The 16,561-nt window shown below is 49.3% G+C and carries 16 protein-coding genes; 5 read left to right on the top strand and 11 right to left on the bottom strand.

The features are described from left to right. Window positions 1-59 precede the first annotated feature (59 nt). Both C7T94_RS08575 and C7T94_RS08570 read right to left on the bottom strand, forming a co-directional pair. Window positions 60-866, bottom strand: coding sequence for a helix-turn-helix domain-containing protein (locus C7T94_RS08575; RefSeq protein WP_162618617.1), 807 nt, complete (start codon window positions 864-866; stop codon window positions 60-62). Window positions 867-1,164: 298 nt separating this feature from the next. Next, window positions 1,165-1,524: a winged helix-turn-helix transcriptional regulator gene (locus tag C7T94_RS08570; RefSeq protein WP_107214960.1), complete on the bottom strand. Its 360-nt coding sequence runs from the start codon at window positions 1,522-1,524 to the stop codon at window positions 1,165-1,167. A gap of 86 nt (window positions 1,525-1,610) precedes the next feature. Between C7T94_RS08570 and C7T94_RS08565 the strand changes: the two genes are divergently transcribed. Further along, window positions 1,611-2,141, top strand: coding sequence for a dihydrofolate reductase family protein (locus C7T94_RS08565; RefSeq protein ID WP_162618616.1), 531 nt, complete (start codon window positions 1,611-1,613; stop codon window positions 2,139-2,141). 51 nt (window positions 2,142-2,192) lie between these two features. Here the strand turns inward: C7T94_RS08565 and C7T94_RS08560 are convergent, their stop codons facing one another. Next, a complete protein-coding gene (locus C7T94_RS08560; RefSeq protein ID WP_107214958.1) occupies window positions 2,193-2,906 on the bottom strand; it encodes a hypothetical protein in 714 nt (237 codons plus the stop codon). A 237-nt stretch (window positions 2,907-3,143) separates the two neighbouring features. Then, window positions 3,144-4,535 carry an MFS transporter gene (locus tag C7T94_RS08555; protein ID WP_107214957.1) on the bottom strand — a complete coding sequence of 464 codons (1,392 nt, stop codon included), beginning with the start codon at window positions 4,533-4,535 and terminating at the stop codon, window positions 3,144-3,146. 627 nt (window positions 4,536-5,162) lie between these two features. On the opposite strand from C7T94_RS08555, the gene C7T94_RS08550 reads away from it, so the two are divergent. After that, window positions 5,163-5,786, top strand: coding sequence for a methyltransferase domain-containing protein (locus tag C7T94_RS08550; RefSeq protein WP_162618615.1), 624 nt, complete (start codon window positions 5,163-5,165; stop codon window positions 5,784-5,786). Between the two features lie 107 nt (window positions 5,787-5,893). On the opposite strand, the gene C7T94_RS19335 is transcribed toward C7T94_RS08550, so the two are convergent. Together C7T94_RS19335 and C7T94_RS08545 are read right to left on the bottom strand one after the other, a co-directional pair. Beyond that, a complete protein-coding gene (locus C7T94_RS19335; protein WP_162618614.1) occupies window positions 5,894-6,100 on the bottom strand; it encodes a hypothetical protein in 207 nt (68 codons plus the stop codon). A gap of 69 nt (window positions 6,101-6,169) precedes the next feature. Then, complete coding sequence (locus tag C7T94_RS08545; protein WP_107214955.1) at window positions 6,170-6,658, bottom strand: hypothetical protein; 489 nt, start codon at window positions 6,656-6,658, stop codon at window positions 6,170-6,172. A gap of 238 nt (window positions 6,659-6,896) precedes the next feature. Here C7T94_RS08545 and C7T94_RS08540 point away from each other — a divergent pair, with 238 nt between their 5' ends. The 3 genes from C7T94_RS08540 to C7T94_RS08530 all read left to right on the top strand — a co-directional run bounded on the left by C7T94_RS08540 (window position 6,897) and on the right by C7T94_RS08530 (window position 9,992). Further along, window positions 6,897-7,526 (top strand): TetR/AcrR family transcriptional regulator, encoded by a 630-nt coding sequence (locus tag C7T94_RS08540; protein WP_107214954.1) that lies wholly within the window; start codon window positions 6,897-6,899, stop codon window positions 7,524-7,526. 295 nt (window positions 7,527-7,821) lie between these two features. Next, window positions 7,822-8,487 (top strand): hypothetical protein, encoded by a 666-nt coding sequence (locus C7T94_RS08535; RefSeq protein ID WP_107214953.1) that lies wholly within the window; start codon window positions 7,822-7,824, stop codon window positions 8,485-8,487. 200 nt (window positions 8,488-8,687) lie between these two features. Beyond that, complete coding sequence (locus C7T94_RS08530; RefSeq protein WP_204353248.1) at window positions 8,688-9,992, top strand: toxin-antitoxin system YwqK family antitoxin; 1,305 nt, start codon at window positions 8,688-8,690, stop codon at window positions 9,990-9,992. 1,062 nt (window positions 9,993-11,054) lie between these two features. Here the strand turns inward: C7T94_RS08530 and C7T94_RS08515 are convergent. The 5 genes from C7T94_RS08515 to C7T94_RS08495 all read right to left on the bottom strand — a co-directional run bounded on the left by C7T94_RS08515 (window position 11,055) and on the right by C7T94_RS08495 (window position 16,560). Further along, window positions 11,055-11,648 carry a hypothetical protein gene (locus tag C7T94_RS08515; RefSeq protein WP_107214949.1) on the bottom strand — a complete coding sequence of 198 codons (594 nt, stop codon included), beginning with the start codon at window positions 11,646-11,648 and terminating at the stop codon, window positions 11,055-11,057. Between the two features lie 57 nt (window positions 11,649-11,705). After that, complete coding sequence (locus tag C7T94_RS08510; RefSeq protein ID WP_107214948.1) at window positions 11,706-12,896, bottom strand: RCC1 domain-containing protein; 1,191 nt, start codon at window positions 12,894-12,896, stop codon at window positions 11,706-11,708. A 156-nt stretch (window positions 12,897-13,052) separates the two neighbouring features. Beyond that, the gene (locus tag C7T94_RS08505) at window positions 13,053-13,466 is read right to left on the bottom strand and encodes a hypothetical protein (protein WP_162618613.1); all 414 of its coding nucleotides are present in this window, start codon (window positions 13,464-13,466) and stop codon (window positions 13,053-13,055) included. Between the two features lie 109 nt (window positions 13,467-13,575). Continuing rightward, a complete protein-coding gene (locus C7T94_RS08500) occupies window positions 13,576-14,172 on the bottom strand; it encodes an NAD(P)H-dependent oxidoreductase (protein WP_107214946.1) in 597 nt (198 codons plus the stop codon). A gap of 456 nt (window positions 14,173-14,628) precedes the next feature. Then, window positions 14,629-16,560: a RagB/SusD family nutrient uptake outer membrane protein gene (locus tag C7T94_RS08495; protein ID WP_107214945.1), complete on the bottom strand. Its 1,932-nt coding sequence runs from the start codon at window positions 16,558-16,560 to the stop codon at window positions 14,629-14,631. Window position 16,561 lies beyond the last annotated feature (1 nt).

Here is a 16,561-nt window from a genome sequence, read left to right as displayed (position 1 = left end):
CACCGATTTCAGTTAACCCAGGTTCTTTGGCGCCACGTATCGGGGTACAAAAAAAAGCTTCAGGATTCCAGCAAAAACGAGGAAGCTTCGCGGCCAACTTTCACCTGGTTTTGAAAATGCCTGGGCGTAAGTCCGGAAAATTCTTTAAAATCCCTGTTGAAATGTGCCTGATCTGAATAGCCGATGGCGTAAGCCAGGGACGATAAGTTAGTACGCTTGCTTTGATTCAGCATTTCGACAGCCTTCTCAAATCTGAGTATCCGGAGGTATTTTTTTGGTGATATGCCCAGATGGGCTTTAAACAACCGCTCAAGAGACCGTTCTGACATTCTTACCACATTCAGAATCTCGTCCACTGAACTCAGTCGATCAAGCGGCGAATGAATCATCCAGTTGATGGCACTCAGTTGGATAGTTTTTCGGGATAACCTGGATAAAAGATATTGAATAAGTAAATCAACCCGTTGCTGATGGCCGGCCGCATCATATAGTTTTTCAATCAGCTCTGCGGAACAAAAGTTGACCAGATCCGGCAAGGTGTCGGTCAGTTCATGGGCATCGATACCGAAAAGGGCCTTCATGGCATGGGGATAGAAACTGACGCCAAGATGCGAATAAGAACCTTTTACCAGATAGTGGGTCTGCCTGGTAATAATTCCGCTTAAGAAAGCAGTTGGCAGTACGATGCCGTTTTCTGTCTTTGTAGCAATGTGCCCATCCAGGTTCTGAAAAATAAGCCTGGGAAAACGATCGGCTAAAATTTTAATGGCTTTATCCTTGCCCCCGTCTTCGGCATAATCAATCGTCCAGAAATAACGAACGTACGCCTGCAAACCGGGCGGCGCTTCATAAATCTGATAGTTCATCCCCATACTTGTTGACCCCCTTTTTGGACTTCCTCCGGCCCGTACCACCTGCGCGGGCAGAACCCGCTGTTTAATTAAAATTGCAGACCCGGGCAGACCTGCCAATCGTATTGAAGCGACGCTTCGCACGTTTTTGCCGGTGTTGGTCAGCCCGGCTTCACAGTAAAGTTCAAACTTATTCATCTCCGGGTAGCCTAAATTGTAAAAAGCCGACAATTTTTCCGGCATGCCCTTTACGGCACACCTCACTGCAGACCAATGGGCCGTAACTTGCAGCAGGCTGCAGCTCGCTGGAACCCTATTTGCCTGTTATCATTTTGCGGTGTTTTGAACCAAATTCAATCAGTGCATCCAATACAGGCTGAATCGCGTCTGCATGTTCAGTGAGCGCATACGATACTGTAACCGGCCGGGTGTCATTCACTGTTCTGGTAACCAGCTGGTTCTGCTCCAGGTCCTGGAGCTCTTTTGACAGTACCTTCGGCGATATGCCCCTTACCCGCTCATGCAGGTCTTTGAAACGCAGGGCACCAATGGTCAGGTTCTGGATAATGCAGATTTTCCACTTGCCACTGAGCAGTTCAATGGCGTCGCGCAGTGGCAGGGTTCGCTCCTGCCAGAATGCCGTATTGCTGCAGGCTGCTGCAGATGTTTTCATAAAGTCACTTTCCTAAAGGTAATCAATGGTAAAAATAAACCCGGCATCAGATAGTTTTGACCACATCAACGTCAAATCACATGAACATGAAAATTATCCTCGGTGCGAATATCTCAGCAAACGGAAAAGTCCTGCTGGGCGAAAATCCTGACCATCATGCACCTGACCAGGCTACAAATAGTTTGATGCAAATGGCACTTCAGGCCGGCAACCTGGTCATCGGCCGGAAGACCTATGACTTCATCGCGCAATTTCCAGGCGGTATTAAACAGATGCTGCCGGGTGCCGAAGTTGTGATCATTTCAAGCCAGCCAGACTATCCGGCCGATGTGCCGGTAATCGGCAGCGCCAAAAAAGCAATCAGCTACCTTGCCGAAAAAGGCTTCCAGGATGTGGCCGTTGGCGGCGGAACGGAAATCTATAATCTGTTCCTGGACCAGGAACTGGTTACCGACATTTACTTTAACCTCATTCCGGTCATTACCGGAGACGGCGGAGTTTTGGGTACGGCCAGTCAGGTGGCGACACGCTTTCATTTAGCTGGTTCCCGGGTGCTTGACGAAGGGATTGTCCAGCTGCATTTAACGCGGAACCCACCTGACGGCGGTTCATTGTAACGGCGCCGCGCCTGCATTCCCGGAAATCCGGTCAAAGGCGCTGCTGCAACATCATTGTAGCGGCAGGGCCTTTTCATTTTCATCAAGCAGTTCAATCCTGGGCTGGTTGTGTTTGTCTACGTACATCCTGATGCGCACCTTGCCATTCTGGTCTTTAATGAACAAGCCCATGTCGTCCGTATAGGTCTTGCCGATAAACAACCGTTCGGTGGCCAGAAGCCCATCTTTGCGCATGGCTGCAATGCCCGACTTCATTAAGGAGTCATTCTTCAGTTTTTGCAGGGCATGATAGCGGTCCAGGCGCTCCTGTAAGGCATCTTCCTTGCCGTAACTCCACAATTGCAGGCCATATTTCTTTACCCGCGACTGCAGGTCTTCAATGTACTGGATCTGCATGACCTGGTCGTCGCGGTATTTGTCGACTGAATAGACCATGCCTGCGCTTTTTTTATCGTTATCATAGGCCAGGCCCCCGCACTCGTCGCCATCGCCATTAAAAAAGATCAGCCCGGCGTCCCTTACCCGAGGCGGGAGGTCCTTTCCAGCCATGCGCCCGGGGTGCTGCCGGGCTTTGTTGCTGATGACCAGCTTGATGGTGCCGTCTTTTTCAACGATGTTGATCCGTTCAGCCGTCAGTTCGGTAAACCTGGTAATTCCGCTAAAGGCCATCGCCGCGCCCGCTACTACTACCAGGCCAAGCGAGAAGACCAGGTAACGCAGTTGCCTTACTTGTTTTTCGAGAATTTGGATTTGTTCGTTTTTCATAGAAACAAAGCGTAAAATGTTTTTAGCTACAGGCTGAGACAGAAAACCGGCTCATACGTTTCGTTTTTTCTAGCTCCGCTCCGCCGCAAAGTGGCACCACCGCTTCAGGCTTGTCCGGGTCGGACCCAACGGCATAAACCAGCCATGCAAACTTATTCATCTCTCCTGAAATTTGCTTGTAGAAAACCGACGAAACCGTGAAAATCCGAGCGGCCTCTTACCAGACCGTATAAGCGACTACTTTCTTGGGAGCAAGATCAACATCCCTGCAACCACGCCCAGGCAGACCATTCCGGCCTTCAGGCCGTTGTCGAGCGCGAGTTTGTAATACGCCGCCGTGTTCAACGCAACCGAATTGTAAAAGATGCCACCGATTACGCTGACACCCAAGGCCGAGGCCAACTGCTGAAAGGTTGAAAACACCCCGGATGAGCTGCCCGCAAACCTCGGCGGAACCTTGTCCAGCGCAACATTTAACAAAAAGGGCAACACCATGCCATTTCCCAGGCCATATAGCCCGATCAGCGAAACGTTCAGGTATGGCGCGCTAACAGTTCCGAACAGGAGGATCTGCAACAGAAATGAACTACCGATAATTAAGAGTCCGGCTAATAAAACGTATCTGCCGTAGACGACCAGCAGCTTCGATGCCAATGCTGCAGACAGCATAAAAAGCAAAGCATGGGGTACAAAGTAAATTCCGCAAATCAGGGCCGAAATACCCAGCCCGTTTTGCAGGTACACCGCAATCATTAACAAATAAGCGGTGTGCAGCATAAAGTGAAACAACACGGCCAGCAAGCCTATATTAAATTCCTTGTAGCGGAACAACTGCATGTCTATGAGCGGATGCCCGTCGCCACGCAGTTTTTGCTGCTGGTCATAAAAAAAAAGGGGAAGGATACATGCCCCGGCAATTAACAGCACAACACTCCAGTAAGGCCACCCCTGTTCCCGGCCCTCAGTAAGGGCGTAAATGATGCAGCCCAGGCTGATGGTAAGGAGTACTGCACCCCCATAATCGAACCTCACGTGGCGTTCTGTTGAGGTTTCGGGTAAATACAGGCTGATTGCCCACATGGCCAGCAGCCCAACCGGCACATTAATAAAAAAGATGAGTCTCCAGCCCGCGATAGGAAAATGGCTTTCTGCCAGGTAGCCCCCCAATATCTGCCCGATGATCGCAGCGATACTGAGCGTCATGCCGTACCAGCCAATTGCCTTAGCCCGTTCCTGTTGCCCGGGAAACAACACCTGGATCAATGCAATGGACTGCGTGACCATAAATGCCGAGCTGATACCCTGCAGAAACCGCGCAATATTCAGCTGCAAAGCAGAATGGGCCAGACCGCAGAACGCCGACGTAACCGTAAAACCCAACATTCCCCAAAAAAACACCTTTTTCCTCCCCAGGTAATCGCCGGCCCGGCCGCCGGAGATCAGGAAACATGCGCTGCCCAGTAAGTAGCCGGCTATGATGAGCTGTACTTCGCCCTGTGTAGCATGTAATTTCGATTTGATGACAGGTACCGCCATGTTGATGATGAAAATATCAATCACATACAACAAAGGAGCCGTTAAAATAACCAGCAGTATGAGCCACTTTGAACGGTTTGTTTTTGCAGACATTTGATAAGCTTGGGTTTAAAAAAAGCGGGGCGCATGGCCGGTGTGTGAGCACATCACATCGGCTGAAGACCTCCGCATGGATTGTCACAAAATTATACCTGACCCTGTTGCCGGGCAACCGAAAAACAGACAAGTATTTTTAAAGTGGCATCGGGCATATTGTTTTTGGCTAACCTGGCGGTTACGCTCACCCCTTGCTACGGTATTTTGCCGTTTGTTCGAACCGCAGCAGCAAAAACCAGCGCCAATCCGGCACGATAGCTGCATGCCCAACCGGAAATCAAGGGGCCACCTGTCGCGGCCGTGAAACACCGGCGTTATACAATTAAAGCGGCTCGCATAAAAAAGTGCTAGATTTTAATAAATTTTGGCTAACAAAACGAACATGACGTCTGTCAAAATAACAAATATATCTCATGGTTTTCTCAAAAGTTAAGTCGGGCCTTACCGAAAACGGCCAGTCATCTGCAGCAGACCACAGCTTACAGCCGACTGCTAGTTAAGATAAAAAACCGCGAAGAATACAGTGCGTATGCCGAATATCTTCAATATTTGCGGCAATTCGAAAACAAACTGCGGCAGTTGGGGCAGCCTGATTATGTCAGGTTAAACGGCTCTACTTATCAGATGAATTTATATGGAAAATACGACAACTTCAGAGAGTCCTGCCTTTCGGCCGAAGGTTTAAGTTCAAGGCTGCGGTTTAGCCTGCAGATCATCGATAACTATTTACGATCTGTAACCGAGGTGTACCTCACTGAGCACGATACCCGCTATCACCGCTTTCTGGCGGCAAACTATGATTTCAATATCACGTCCAGCTTGTTTAATTCGGATCATCCGCTGCACCAGGACATGACGGGGCTTACATTTGCCGATGAGTCTTTTGATCTCTGTATTTCTTTCGAAGATCTCGAGCATATTCCCGACTACAAAAAGGCGATACAAGAGCTTTACCGGGTAACCAGGAAAAAAGGTGCGGCACTGTTGAGTACGCCTTTTTGGGTGGACAAACAAAAGACTGTGACCAGGGCACGGATCAGCGATGATGGGACGGTTAACCACCTGCTTGAACCGGAATACCATGGAGACCCGCTCAGGCAGGAAGGGATCCTGTCGTTCTACGACTTTGGCTGGGACCTGCTTGAAGACTTTAAACGAGCCGGTTTTTCAGAGACCAGCTTAGTTCTTGGCTATGATACGACAAAACTGATCCTTGAGCAGCAGTTGTTTATCCTGGCCATCAGGTAAAAACGATTCGGGATTCGTTCCGGATCCCTAAAAAGGTCGCCGCGGGTCATTGTCTTTTGACAGGACAACCCTGCGCGGAACCTTTAACCTGATCTTCTATTGCCTGGCTATTGATAAACCTGGTATGTGTAATGATTTTTAGATGCCCGTATTTTAAATTCCCGGTATCCGATGGTGTACAATTCACGTCCCGTTGGTTCGATACATCTCCAAAGTCCAGTGTGTTTCAGGTGGAGCTTGACGCTGATTATGCTTGAATCGCCTTCTGTTACCTGGTACCGCCACCAGTCTGAAGCAAGGAGCGTGATAAGCATGTACCGCGATCAGGAAACAGCGGTCTTTTGAAAGTTTTGAGGCTCTCATGTATTTGTAGGGGAAATTGGCTACATCATTTCAAGCAGCGACCATACAGCCACAATGATCAGGAAAATGTTAGCTGATGCCTTGTAGTTACATTTCCTGGAAAAGAGCACAAATGTTTCGATGATGAGTAAAAGAGCGGCAATACCTAATGTATAAGCCATGCCATAAGCCATCAGATAAGCGCCGCCGGCGCCGCGTTCTAAGGCAGAGATCAAAAACAAAACGAGGCAGATAAACATAAACAGCGAGAGCCTGATTAACAGATGTTTGAGCCAGTTCTCATCCTGTTTCTTTACTGAAGCGGTAGTATCTCCGTGTAAAAGCACGGCGAAGGCCTCACTCTTATAGAGCGAAATGAAAAAAGGCAGCAACCCGAGAATACAAAGCGTATGCAGCATGGATAGCATGCTTCCTGGTCCAGGAGCAAAATAAGGGAATCTGCGCATCAGGATCGACAGGACGAACTGCAGGATGATGGATGTGATGGCTAACTTGAGTTTGTTTTTCATGCGCTGGATTTTCCTGGTTCGTGTTTCCCGGTGGTGTAGATGACAACTGGTCCGGCAGTTAGTGCAGCTTAACAAACACACAAGTCACCAGATAGTGACAAAATTAATTAAATATCATTCAAGTCAGAAAAAATTGATAAGCCGCAAACAAATTACTGGTAGCCTGCTGCTGAGGCGCACATCAGTTACCGATAGTTTTACATTTGTAGTTGCAAGCTTTACCAAAAGAGTGACAGTTATGGATAGAAAAAAATCAGCCGGTGCACCGCGCAACAAAGCACTCAGCAAGCAGAAAATCATGGATGCAGTTGAGAAAATCCTGATCGAGAAAAGCTTTACTGCGCTCAAAGTAAACGACATTGCAGCAGTAGCCGGACTGGACAAAAAATTGATCTACAATTATTTCGGCGGTACTGACCAGCTTCTCGACGAGTACATTCACTCGAAAGATTTCTGGAGCAACGTGAAGAATGATGCGGTGCCGGCCGGAATAACCGACGGCGGCAAAGCCTTCGTGCAGGAGCGCTTGCTTTCGCAATTCGAGTATGTTGCTAACGACCAGGCATTTCAAAAAATCCTGTTGTGGCGCCTGTCTGAGCAACGGGAAGCGCTTGAAAAGTTGACGGCGAGCCAGGAAGCAGCCGGTGAAGCGCTGCTGGAAAATATAACGGACCCTCATTTTGGCGACCGAGCTGAGCATTTCCGTGCCGTCATGGCCATCCTCATTTCGAGCGCCTATTACCTGAACCTTTATGCAAGCGTTAATGGCAGTACGTTTTGCGGCATTGATCTAAGCAAAGCTGAAGGACGAGAAAGCATCAGGCGTGCACTGTCTTTCCTGGTCGACTCCGTGTATCAAAAACCCTAGAATCGGCACACCTACCGGAGTCTGGCCCGGCGCAAATCCCTCCCGTTCGTTAATCCACTCGTTTGCTGTCAAACGCCCACTTAAATAAGTCACTATCTGGTGAGTTTTTTGTAAATTTGCTGCGCGTAGTGAGCACAACCCCGGTTCGCGCATCTTAATGATGACCGCATGAACAAATGGTGCAGGGAAATAAAAATTCGTGTACATTTCCGGTGCTTTTCTTCCCGGCCGGAGTGGTGCGTCTTGCAAATTACCCTTGTCTGAAGGATACTATATTGCTAAACCAGTTGATTCGATGAAGCGACCTTCGAATGGCCAGATAACAGTATTTAAATTAGCGGTGAGCGTAATCTTGCTTTGTACGTTTGAAGGGTGCAGGGGACAGGAAAACCCGCGCCATATCGGCGCCAGGTACGGACGCTTCGACCTTGACAAGATTACGTTTTCAGAACACTTGGACACGCTGTTCGCCAGGGCAGAAAAGTACTACAAGATGCCTAAGGGCACCGAGGTCTTTGATTCGAAGCTTGGCAGATATGTCCTAACGGATACCCTCTATTCCGTTTACAGAATTCCTGCAAAAAATGTTACCGAAGGTACATATAGCTTCAAAACACTGAGAATTCAGCCACGCGAGGTGGTCGATTTTTACGCAGACCGTCTCAATAAATTCAGAAAAGCTGAAGTGTCGGTCTACATGAGCACCAAAGAATACGCGCAGCTGCGTGCGGACTGCAAGGATTTTAAAAATATCACCACGACAAGCGTGAACAAGCTTAACAATGGCAAATATCAGATCTTCCAGGATACTGATCAAAAGAACCAGGTCCAGACCACCCTGTACTGCCTGGAGAACACCGATACTGCCGAGGGCGAAAGATTTTTTGTCCGCATATCCCGTCTTGACCTGAAAATCCGGAACGACGGGTTTTACAAGCAATTGAACGATAACCTGAAGTAATGGACCGAAATTCCGGATCGTGAGACAAACGCTTACCAGTCTTGCCCTTTTTGCTGCAGCACAACCGGAACAACATGAAGACAAACAGGGTTACCAATTTTAAAATCAGGTATTAACAAAGAGCAACTTCCAAGATCATGCGCGGCCAACTCAGATACCTTCTGTCATTTCCTTTCCTTGTGTGCCTTTTGCTGTTGATTGTGAACGACTTCTTCCTGAAGACCGCCTTCCACAATGTGCTGACCGGAAAGCTCTCCGATTTCTGTGGCTTGTTCATATTTGCGGTTTTTTGGTCAGTTGTGTTCCCACGGTATCGCTTATGGGTTTTCGTCTCCACGGCATTGCTATTCATCTACTGGAAAAGCGCTCACGCATCTCCAGTTATCGGGCTTGTAAGCGATTATGTCTTTAAAATCAACCGGACCATAGACCCGACCGATCTCATCGCGTTGTCCATGTTGTTATTGGCCTGGCGCTTCCTGGAAAATGGCCCGGTATTTTTTATTACCAACTCTTTAGTTCGTCAGTTAAGCGCCTTTTTTATTGCACTCGTTACGGTTTTCTCCTTTTGTGCAACCAGCCAGCAGCGATATGTTCAATCTTTTGATCAGCCGCAGTACCTGTTGTTCAAGTCTGATGCGCCGGCTGATTCCGGCGCGAATACCAAACCTTTTGAGTACTATCAATTCGATTCCCTGCTTGTGGTTAAGGTCAATGAGCTGTACACCACGCGACGTCCTGTTGCAGACGACGATTATGATAAAAATGTAACCTTAAAAGACCTCGACAGAGAAATTTTAGCGGGAAATCCAGCGATCAGTTTGCCTGCGCCGGGAAAAATCACCTCGTTGACGATCAATGCCGGGCAGGAACAGCATGCAGTGAGATTCAATGGCGGACGCCTGGACGGAAAGTTCATCAGCACGCGGGCCGGCAAAGTAGTAATAGAGGGGTTTTATAAAAAGGGAATCCCCGACTCCACCTGGACGTTCCGCGATATAACCAGCAAGGAGATAACCAAACAAACCTTTATTAATGGCGAACGGACTGAAGTGAAAAGGTTTGAAGGCACTAAACTTTTGTCTGCTGAAACCATCAATACACGTGCAGACCGCAAACTGCACAAAGCAGTACAGATCGGGCTGCTCGTGCTGTGTATGGCAGCCACTATTTTCCTGCTGATCAGAAACTACCGCAAAACGTTTCCGGCCCGACTGGAATTAAGGCCCATTGGCAAATGGCTGCTTTGTCTTGTTTCGCCATTTGTTATCTGGCTCCTGTATTTCGGGATCGGCGTGCTGCTGAATGATTTCACCGCCGATATCTTCGAAACAATGGCTACGATCATGTTTATGTTTTCGGTAACCTGCCCCTTGATGTTTGTTGCCGTATTCTGGATCAGGTTAAGGCAACCGGTAGACCCCTTGTTGTATTGCCTGTTATTCGCCCTTGCCGGCAGCATCTGGGCCGCTTTTCGCACCCTAACCGTGTTGTCTATCAACTAGTGCATTCGATACGGTTCCGGTCCCGGAAAAAATTCATCCTCTGCACGAGATCGCGATACACCCTCTGGCGATTAAGCAAATATTTTGGTCGAAGTCTGTCATCTAAAAAAATGCTGAGAATTTAATAACTGGAATTCCTCTTTTTAAATTTTTAGCTAATTATGTGCCCGGGCTTCTTAGCCCGGGAGGCCCATGAATTGGCTCTTAGTAAACAAATGAAAATTAAAACGCTCACAATTGCCGCCACGGCGGTTACTTTTGCGTGCCAGATAAACAGAACCTATTTAAACCGCGAACCTGCAGGCCCTACCGGTAAAAAACAAGATAATATGAAATACTTATTCCTATTGTATAATCTTCCTGCTCCTGGGAAGCTCCAAACGTCAGAAGACTACGCCAGATCTTGTTAAAAAGAAAATTATTGTCATCCAAGCTTATGGTGAATTACTCAGCCTACCAAATCATAAGCCTGGCACCGGGGATTTCTTCGGGCATTATGTGAGTCCTTATCCTACACGGTGCCATTGGAGGAAATCATATTTGGCGATAATCTTGCCTTGAACAACAAACTAAAAGTGTATGCCTATGATATTGATAGAAATGCTTACCTGACCATCAATCACAGGCAAAACCTGGGTCTTATGGCCCGAAAAACAGAACCTTTCCCTGTTCTGCCTGAAATTCGAAAGTTCCCTGACTCAGACACCTACTATCGCCTAAAGACAAAGGACCGAACATTGCGGCTTTGAACGGCTGATGGCTTCTGTGAACGTTATGATCTGGGACGCAACGGGCATATAGCAGATAGTGTTTTTATCCTGAAGCGGATCGAAAATCTTAAATCGCCCGATGATTTCAAGGGCGATTCAACGTGCGTTGTCCAGTGGAGAATAAAACAGGAATAATCAACTCGTCCACCTATACAGGTCTGTTCACAGCCTTTGGTCACGATCAGTACTGTAAATTTTTCTCAACGACGGCTGTGTGTGGTTTCGCAGTCTGTTTTCCCCAGACACGGTCATCCTATCCGGCCCATTAGGTATACTGTCCAGCCGGCAGCCCCTAATCTTCCTTGTAAATATTGAACTTCCCGAAGGTAATTTTTCCGAAGTCCTTTGCCGTCCTGACCTTTGTCTTGACCTGTTCCGGCGAGGTGGCATGAAAGCTTTCGCCGCCGTCTTTGAACAGATACCAGTTTTTTTCGGCAGGCGCATATTTGAACGTGATGATGCGTGTCCAGCGCCAGCCGCTCCCACCGTAGTGCTCAACAGAAAAGCATCCGTTCCTGATGCTGATGCCTGTAAACGGATCGCCCATTTGTCCGCCGCAATTCACACAATAAACCGCATTGTCGCTGCGCGCAACCAGCCTGTAGCTTTTGTTCGGCTTACCGGCAAGTATGAGCAGGGGCCGCTTTTCGGGCCTTTCCGATTCCGTAGACCTTCTCTCTTCACCCGCCTTAAACAACACCAGGATCGCATCCGGGTAAGCATCGCGGTTCAGATCGCCCCGCGTTACATTCAGCACGCTGTAGCCTTTGGGTACAAAACCTTTCAGGTTATGCGGCACGGCCACGGCCTGCGTAGGTGCCTGCGCCAGGCCTTTTATCTGGACGGAAACCAGCACGAGAAAAAACAACATCGCTTTGCGTACCATTGGGGATCAGAATTTTGCTATCTGCCAGGGCTCGACCTGCCTGTAGCCGGTTACATATTATTTAACTTGTGTAAATTTCGTCAGCTGATCAATGTTGCCCATGCCAAGTACACCGTAGGTATTGCTCCCGCTGGCCCAGAATGACCGGTCTGTTTTTATGATGAACGAATGGTAGTCTGCAGCCGCAACTGCTGCGACATCAGTGGTGACCTTGATAAACCGGTTGGTATCGTTGCCCTCCATGCCAAAGGTTCCGGAATTGTTGTAACCGCTGGCCCATAAACTTCCGTCGTTCTTGATGATGAGGGAAAAGAATCGGCCCCCGGCCAATTGCGCCACCTCCTCTGTCACTTTTTGAAACTGGTTCTGGTTCACATTGTTTCCAAGACCCAGCTCGCCATATTTATTGTTGCCTGCAACCCATAAGCTGTTGTCAGTTTTGATGATCAGTGAATGATAGTCGAGTGCTTTAATTGCTTTAACGCCATCCATAACTTTGACAAAACCCCGCTGCTCGTTGAAATTTCCAATACCGAGTTCGCCTTCAATGTTTCGGCCGCAGGCCCAGAGACTATGATCAGTCTTCAAAAGCAACACGTGACCCAGTCCGGCCGAAACTGCGCGTACATTGTCAGCAATTTTGGTGTAGGTGTTTAGTATTTGTCCGTTTGAAAATGCGCTGCCAAACATTTCATCCCGGTTAAAGCCAGCTGCCCAGAGCGTATGGTCGGCTTTGATGATAAAACCGTATGCGTCGCCGGCTTCAACCTGGGCGGCAGCGTCCATTACCTTTTTAAATCCACCATCTGAGGGCTGGTCGCCAATGCCCAGTTCGCCGAAATTATTGCTTCCTGCGGTCCAGACGCTGCCGTCGCGTTTAATGACCAATGAACGGCTTTCCGTCACTGACGCCGTGGCCACATCGTCCATTACCCGTGCAAATCTTCGCTGGGCGGAGCTGCTGCCGAGCCCCAGCGCCTGCCCGCTGTTTTTACCGGTTGCCCAGAGTGCCCCCTTGTCGTCTACAACCAGCGTATTGTCCATGCTTGTCGAAACATGCAGCGCGGCGAAGCGCCCGTTTACCACATCCGGCTTGTCTGCAGGTCCGGGGGTCTTCTTACAGGAAAATCCGAAGAGAAGGGTTGTGCAGAATGCCAGTTTAAGCAGAGGTTTCAACTGAGCATGGTATTTCCCTTCATGGGTGTGCGCAGCAGCAATGGCGTTTCTTGTGGTAGACAGTCTGTTCATCGGCGCAAAATTATGTTGAACGGCATGCAAGCAATAACGAAAAAAACAAGAGATGGTTTGCCCCCAACGGCGTTATATGTTCCTGCAAAATGCACTTTTTGAAGATAACGGCTTAAATGGGCCAGGGCCCATTCAAGAAAGGCTAAAAGTGACAGATCAACGCTGGCCCGGCTGCCTGCTGGCCTGGTGAATATCTCTGCGGGAACGGATAAAGAATACCAGGAGAATAATAAAATAAGGCAGACAAAATAACGCTGCAGACCATCCGTCCTCCTCCATTGCCAGCGAAAGGGATAGCATGGCCAGCAGCGGCAGCAGGAAAAAGCTTGCTGCACTGCTAAAAACATTTGCTTTTACCCGGGGCGTCAGATTAAAAAAGACCGGGAAAGACATCAGCGCAAGGACCAGGTTGAAGGCCACTGCGAACCCGTATGGTAAATTTTTCATGTCTGTATCTGCTGTTGCGATCAGGCCGAACTGTTGCAGTATAAACACAGCGGCAAGATTTAGAACTGATGCAAGCAAGGCGCTGACTGCAATTGTTATGAGGTATTGAGTTGGGGTCTTCATGCCTTTCGTATTTATTGTTGATGCTTTCCTCTGATCTGGCAGGCTGCTCTGGCTGCGCCACATGAAATGCGTGCGCTGCAAAGCTTCCAAAAAATCCTGGTTTTACAAATTAACTCATGCGCAGACCTGCATCAGCCAAAGCCAGTTGTTGTATCTGTTCAAGCCATTCCTGTCTGATTCCCGGTGTAGATGAATGCACAGGGTGCAGGTAGGTGTAGGCTATTGGCGAAATACCGCAATAAGCGAGCACGCCGTTCTGCAGCTGTATCCGGGCAGATTCGGCATAGGTTTCTCTATACAGCTGCTGAGGCGTATCGCCGGTAGCTATGATCCGTGCAGACCTGCCCGCCAGGTGTCCGGACACGCTGCCGTCTGCATTCAGATGGAACGTAACGCCGGGAAGAAAGGCACGGTCTATAAACCCTTTCATCAGCGCCGGAAATCCGTACCACCAGATAGGATGAATCCAAACCAGGTGGCTGCACCATTTCAGGTCTGCTATTGCGGCCAAGAGATCGGGCTCGGGCTGCAGCGTGTCGCGGAAACCATAACGAAGATTCGGGTCAAAGTTGAGCCGGTATACCGGCAGATAACGAAACGCCACATCGTGCTGCCTCAATGCGTCGATATAGGCCTGCGCGATTGCTTCGTTAAAACTCTGGGGATCGGGATGAGCGTTGATAATCAGTATTCGTTCATTTTTCATGCAGGTAAATTTCAGGGAACCAATCGCAGCTGCGATCGGCGGCCGGAGGCGCAGATTTACATCAGGTATGTAAAGCCGATGCCAGGATCCGCGTATCCGCTTGCACGAGATACGAACAAACTGACTTCAGAAATGTTCAGGGCTTCCAAGCAACATAACAAAGACGCTTGCCTGAACTGGCTGCCGGAAGGCAACAAAGATCCTGCTCAGGACAACAGGAATTGACCCCCGGTCAAGGCATCTCCAACCAAACGGAGATGCCTGCTACTGAAATGAGCGTTCAGTTGCCCGCAAGCGGGCCCGGACCGGGGCGAGCGGTCGTTTTTAAACGACCCGCACTTAACCAACTTTCGGTACGATGCAGGGGTCTGCCGGCTGCAGCCCCGCATAGGGTATAAGCAGGCGGCCGGCACTGGCCGCCTGGTATTAATTTGATGAATGACTCAGTTTGTCAGGTTAAAAAACGTCCTCATCGGCCACTGCCTCCTGCCAGGTTTGCCAAACCGGCTCAGCAGCGTTGTGGCCGCTGTACCCGGGATTCTGACGCAAACGGGCGCCGCCGTTCGCATCGATTTCATTCTGTGGGATCGGCCAGTTGATGTTGTGCGGCGCGATGGTATAGGAACGGTTCCTGACCATCACTTTCCCCTTGTTGTAGAAGTCGTTGTAACGCTGAATGCGTTGATACCAATAACTGTTTTGAGCAAGGTTGTCGACATTGTAAACCATGCCTTGTTCGTCAGGCTTGCCGCTCAGGGCCAGCGAGTAAGACACCCGGCTTAATTCAGTATACCTCCATTCTTCCATGTGCAGCTCGCGTGCGCGTTCGCTCATGATATCGCCTATACTCACGGCGGTGTATAACTGCGTGCACTGTGCACGCCGTCTTATGGCATTGACATCCTGCGTGGCACCGGCAACATCCCCTTTGTAGAATTTAGCTTCGGCGCGCAACAAATACGTTTCAGCTAGCCTATAGAGATACCAATCGCCGGCACCACCCCGGTGGTCCGCACTGTTTGGGTTTTGTGTAGCCAGCGGATCTTCGATGTAATATTTGTAATGCGGGTAGTCAAACCAGTTTCTGATCGTATCCCTGCACAGCAGCGTGCCTGCAGCATTTCGAAGACGCAGGTTTTGGCCAAAATTGGCGCTGGTGGGATCGTTGTATTTGATCGACTCCATCGTAACCCAATTGCCCACAGCTGTATTGTGACGAAGGTCGCCCTGGTCGTTTACCCCGTTTACGTACCAAACGCCTTTTTGGGCATAATATGTTGGGCGGATGACGCCGATACCACGGCCCAGGGCACGGTTATAATCGTATTGTGCGCGGTAGCTGCCGTTGGAAGGCGCATAAAAACGAACCGCCTGTTTGCCGTCGGGCGTGGTGGTGGCGCTGTTGTCAAGCATCGGCCCCCAGTTCCTGATTGCATTCAATTTGATACCCATATCTGTCTCGTTCCGGTTTATCATCACTAGAATGGTCTCTTTGTTGCCACCGATCGCCTTGTTTTCAGGCCGGTGCAGGTCCCAGATCACATTGCGTGTTACCGGCCAAACGTTCGCATACGGACTAATGAAACTTCCGAAGTTTGCATTCATCAGCGAATAGCCGGAATTGTTAATCAGCGTATCGGCCTGTGCAATGGCCTTGTCCCACTTTCCGGTGGCCAGATAACATTTTATCAGCAGCTGGCGGCATGCGCCCTTGTTAATCATGCCGGTAAGCCCCATCTGGGCCTGGTTAGGCACCCAGCGAACCGCTTTCTCCATGTCCAGCGTTAGCATTTCCAGGATTGCCTCCCTCCTTGTCGATTTATAATCGATCTTAGGGGCACGGAGCAGTTTTGTGATCAGGGGCACGTCTTTAAACTGGAAACAAAGGGCCATGTAACGGAACGAACGGTGAAACAGCGCACGGCCCCGGTATTCATTTTTAACGGCATCGCTTAAACCTTCCACCTTGTCTACATAGGTCAGAATGGTGTTTGCATATTTCACGCCGTTGTAGGTCTCACCCCAGAAATAGGACGTACGTTCTGGCAGGTCTGTAGGCGTTAAACGGGTGGCAATATCGGCGAAAATGTTGCCATCATCCGTCTTTCCGGCTACGGCCACATCTGAAAACATGTAATCGGTGCTGATCGGTCTGCCCAGGTCTACCGCAGACGTATAGGTCCAGTAGGCACGCAGGTGGCGGTCGCAGATGGCCATTGCCGCATCCAGGCCGCTCTGGGTTGTGAAGGTTGCATCCGGCTCAAAAAAGGAAAGCGGTTCGGGCTGCAAAAAATCTTTTTTGCAACCTGCAGCGGCAGCAAGCAAGATCGTCCCGGCCAGCAACAGCCTGGCTGTCTTGTATCTTAGTGTATTGGTATTCAGTTTCATG

The organism is Pedobacter yulinensis, assembly GCF_003029735.1.
GTDB classification, from domain to species: Bacteria; Bacteroidota; Bacteroidia; order Sphingobacteriales; family Sphingobacteriaceae; genus Pedobacter; species Pedobacter yulinensis.
This window is presented reverse-complemented; position numbering and strand designations above follow the sequence as displayed.